The 4544-nt window shown below is 46.2% G+C and carries 4 protein-coding genes; 3 read left to right on the top strand and 1 reads right to left on the bottom strand.

Annotated elements, in window-relative coordinates; genetic code table 11:
- Nucleotides 1–539 (bottom strand): BCCT family transporter (locus tag C9J12_RS29500; protein WP_193944724.1); only part of this gene is annotated, 539 nt, incomplete at its 3' end.
- A gap of 502 nt (nt 540–1041) precedes the next feature.
- Here C9J12_RS29500 and C9J12_RS29495 point away from each other — a divergent pair.
- From C9J12_RS29495 to C9J12_RS29485, 3 genes are all read left to right on the top strand, one after another.
- The gene (locus C9J12_RS29495; protein ID WP_107246958.1) at nt 1042–1557 is read left to right on the top strand and encodes a TetR/AcrR family transcriptional regulator; all 516 of its coding nucleotides are present in this window, start codon (nt 1042–1044) and stop codon (nt 1555–1557) included.
- Nucleotides 1558–1559: 2 nt separating this feature from the next.
- A complete protein-coding gene (locus C9J12_RS29490; protein WP_107246955.1) occupies nt 1560–2609 on the top strand; it encodes an alcohol dehydrogenase family protein in 1050 nt (349 codons plus the stop codon).
- A 707-nt stretch (nt 2610–3316) separates the two neighbouring features.
- Nucleotides 3317–4544: cytochrome P450 (locus tag C9J12_RS29485; protein WP_107246952.1), on the top strand; the 1228-nt coding region annotated here is incomplete at its 3' end.

The following is a 4544-nucleotide window of genomic DNA, read 5'->3' as shown; positions in this document are numbered from 1 at the left end:
CCCACCCACTTCGGCCAGCCTCGATCGCCGAAGACATGCCGGATGGGAGCACTGATAAGATTAGGTGTTCCCTTACGGAAACTGAAATAGGCAATGATAAGGCCAACGGTGGCGTAGATGGCCCAGGCATGGAACCCCCAATGGAAGTTCGTAGCAAAGAGTGCATTCTGTGCCGCGTCTGGTTGGCTCATGTTGGGTAGAAAGGATTTATAGTGGAACAGGGGTTCGGCACTACCAAAATAAAGAAGACCCACTCCCATACCTGCGGCAAAGAGCATCGTCAGCCAGCTCACGGTGGAAAACTCGGGCCTGTCGTCATCCTTGCCCAGCCTTATGCTCCCGTACTTGGAAAAGGCTAACCAGATACACAGGTACACCAGCAGGCAGGCGGTCAGCATGATGAACCAACCTCGACTATTGAACATGGTCCCGACCACCGTCGAAGAAAATTCCGCCAAACCAGCCGTGTCAGCTATACCCCACAGTGCGATCCCGCCAGTTAAAGACAATGAAAGCAGAAGGATTGGATTCTTGAACATGAGCATTCCTTTCGGTGCTGACCAATTAAAAAAGTTACCAGAGCTTCACAGGGTCAAGTATTGCCTTTTGCATCAGGCTTTCTATAACCCATGCTCTACCAATTACTATATGCAAAAAGCGAGAGTTGACCCCTTACTTTTGTTCTTAATCACGCCGGTACTCGCTTAACACGAACTCATAACGACTGTAGCATTGGACGCGGATTTTGCACTCCATTGCCTAAACTGGTTACATATAGCAAAGCACTATGAGGAATTACTTCCTCAGTTTGTTCACACTTGCGATTGATGTTTGTTAACACTTTTCTGGACATTTCTGTGTCAGGCCCATTGCTAATTTAGCAAATAACGAATTAGCTCGAGTATGGCAAAAGTTACTTAACAATGTGTGTTGTATTGATGAAAATCAATACAGGGGTCTACATGCAATTCTTGTTGACAGATGTAGAGGGTTCGCTCTACCATTGAGGTAGATTATTCATTCTACCCCAAAGAAGACACTATGTTGAAAGAACAGATTGCCGCCAGTTTGGAACAAGCATTCAGTGAATTGGGTTTTGCTGAACCGAGTGTGGCTCAACTCAAGACAGCTTGTGGTGTGAGCTTAAGAACCTTGTACAAATACTACCCATCGAAGGAATATATGATCGTGGCAGCATTGGAGCATCGGCACCAACGTTACCTCAACTTTCTATTGGACAACTCACCAGAGGCAGGCCTAGAGTCGATACAGCATATCTTCAACAAGCTGAAACAATGGATGGAAGACTATGCGCCGAACGGTTGTATGTCGATGAATGCCATTGCTGCGTTTCCTGAAGACGACATCGTTAATCAAGTTGTCAAAGCTCATAAAGAAGATGTTCGACAATTCTTGGGTAAACAGAGCTTACGTGAAGATTTAGCCACCCAGCTATTTTTACTTCATGAGGGCGTATCAAGCGCTTGGCCTGTACTGGGCGACGAAGCTCTGAACTCTGCGCAACAAGCTGTTTTAAGATTGCTAAAGGAAGGTTAATCATGACCACTATACCAACAACAATGAAAGGCGTACTTCTGATCGGCCATGGTGGACCAGAGATGCTGGAATATCGTCAAGATATCCCAGTCCCAACCCCGAAAGACAGCGAAGTACTGATTCGCGTATCGGCTGCGGGCGTGAATAATACCGACATCAACACTCGCATCGGTTGGTACTCTAAGAATGAAAACAGCAGTGACGATGAAAGCTGGAGTGGTAACGCATTAAGCCTACCGCGCATTCAAGGTGCAGATGTGTGCGGTGAGATAGTTGCGGTTGGTCGCTTGGTGGATTCAAGCCGTATCGGTGAACGTGTATTGATTGAGCCTTGCTTGAACGATATAAATGGCCAGACCATAGACCCATCTTGGTACTTCGGCTCTGAGTGTGACGGTGGTTTTGCTGAGTTTACTGTGGTGTCTTCAAAGCATGCTTACAAACTCAACTCAGATCTGAGTGATGTGGAGTTGGCGTCTTTCCCCTGCTCTTACTCAACTGCAGAAAACATGCTAACTCGATCACGCGTAACTAAAGATGACCGTGTGTTGATTTCTGGCGCGTCAGGCGGTGTAGGATCTGCTGCGATTCAGCTAGCGAAAGCTCGTGGTGCATCGGTTATTGCGATTACAAGCCCAAATAAAAACGAGCAAGTGCTTGAGCTAGGCGCAGATGAAGTTGTCACAAGAAATGTAAACCTAGTAGAAGCTTTGGGCGAGAACAGTGTTGATGTGGTAATTGATTTGGTTGCGGGTGACCAATGGCCGCAATTCTTAGATGTATTACGCCCGAAAGGCCGTTACGCGGTATCTGGCGCAATTGGCGGAGCAATGGTTAAATTGGATGTGCGTACCCTTTATCTAAAAGATTTAAGCTTCTTCGGCTGCACTGTGTTGGAACCAGAAGTATTTGGAAATCTGGTTCATCATATCGTGAAAGGTAATATCAAACCATTGATTGCGAAGGTCTTTCCACTAGAGGAAATTCATCAAGCGCAAGAGGTATTCCAAAAAAAAGGCCACGTAGGCAAAATGGTGCTGACACTGAAATAACACCGAACGTTAAGAATGATATAAGCCTTTCCAGCTACTTGCGAAGGGCTTTTTAATGAAATCGCTCTTTTCATTTACCAGTAACCCGAGATATCTACCCTCTCAGAGCGAGATAAGCTACCTGTAATTGAGGCGATAGCTTCATCTGTCAATGATTACACTAACCAAACTATCCTCCATATCCATGCAACACTCTAGCTTTGAGTCACATTACTTTTAGTATCGAAAATAGTAATCGAGTAACCAGAAACACCATTATGTGCTGATGCTCACCTTGCCCATGAACTTGTATCAAAGCGATTAAAAGTTGTTTTAAAAGAAATTGTTAGCAGCTCAAAGATTGCTGTTTTAGAGGGAGTATTCCATATACAGCATGTTAATGGATACCACAGTACGCTAAAGCGTTGGATAAATTGTACGCTCTGTGGTGTGGCGACGAAGAACCTGACCAAGTACTTAGGGTGGAGACGCATATTGAGTGATGATTCACTCTCAAAGGCTACATTCATAGAGAGAATCGCTGGGTATTGGGCTCTCAACTAAGTTACTGAACAGAGCACAGGCTCTTCCTAATAATCATCTTTACTAATCAGCGGAAAATATCAACAAAGCCACTATACTTATCAACTGGTACGATCTGTTGGTATATTTATAACCCATTACTGTTACCCCACAGTAGTTGGTTATCATAAAAGGAGGATACAAGCATGACGGAGTCAGTGGTACGGGAAAATCAACTGATAAAACGAACACTGGATGACCTACCCCAGCCCAAAGGCTGGCCATTGCTGGGCAATTTCCTGCAGCTACAGTCTAAAAACCTGCATCAGGTGCTGGAGCAATGGTGTTTGGAATATGGTGATACATATAAAATCGATATTGCTGGCCTGTTGTTTGTGGTGATAGCAGATCCTGTGGTGGTCAAAGATATCCTGCGGCGCCGCCCAAAGTCTTTCAATCGTACCGCTAGTCTCGAGCGTGTATTCAAAGAACTCGGGATCCACGGTGTACTTTCAGCCAATGGCGAAAGCTGGAAGCGACAGCGCAGGCTAATCATGCCCGCATTCAGTAAAAAGAGCCTAGCTTCATTTTTTCCTCTGCTGGAACAAACCACTGAACGGCTTCGCCTTCGTCTCGTTAAGAAAAGAGGGCAAGATACTCTCGCCATCCATGATGATCTTCGCCGTTTTACCGTCGATATCACCACCTCTCTGGTGTTCGGACATGACACCAGATTACTGGAACATGACGGAGATGGTCTGCAGAAACATCTAGAAGTGATCTTCCCGCAGTTAAACAGCCGCACCAGGATGCCTTTTCCCTACTGGCAATACATCAAATTCAAAAAGGATCGCAAATTAGATCAGGCACTGATTGAAGTTGAGAAATATGCGCTAAAGATAGTAGAACAAACCCGGGATGAGCTGCAATTCAACCCGCAGCTGGCAGATGCCCCCGAGACCATACTACAGGCGATGGTCGCGGCTTCTGATGATGATAACCGCCTAACCAACGAAGAACTGTTTGCCAATATCCTGACATTACTGCTGGCAGGTGAAGACACAACCTCTAACCTGATCGCCTGGATGCTGTATTTTATCAGCCAGAGGCCGGATATTCAGTGCAAAATAAATGAAGAGGCGGAACAGATCCGATTGAAGCATAAGGGTCAGATCAACGTGCAGGGGCTAGATGAGCTGACTTATCTGGAGGCCGTCGCCCGTGAAACCTTGCGCCTAAAGTCCACCGCTCCCATGATATCAGCTGAAACCGCTGATCAGGTGACGTTATTGGATGGCACTGAGTTACCAGCTGGTACCGGTCTCTTTTTGATGACGCGGCTAGGCGGACTTAACAAAGAGCACTTTAAGGACGCAGAGCAATTCAGGCCTGAGCGCTGGCAGGAAGAAGCCGTGGCAGCGCTCAGGCCTGAAT

It is taken from the genome of Photobacterium frigidiphilum, assembly GCF_003025615.1.
In the GTDB taxonomy this organism is placed as follows: domain Bacteria; phylum Pseudomonadota; class Gammaproteobacteria; order Enterobacterales; family Vibrionaceae; genus Photobacterium; species Photobacterium frigidiphilum.
Note: the sequence above shows the minus strand (reverse complement) of the source record. Positions and strands in the feature narration are given on the sequence as shown.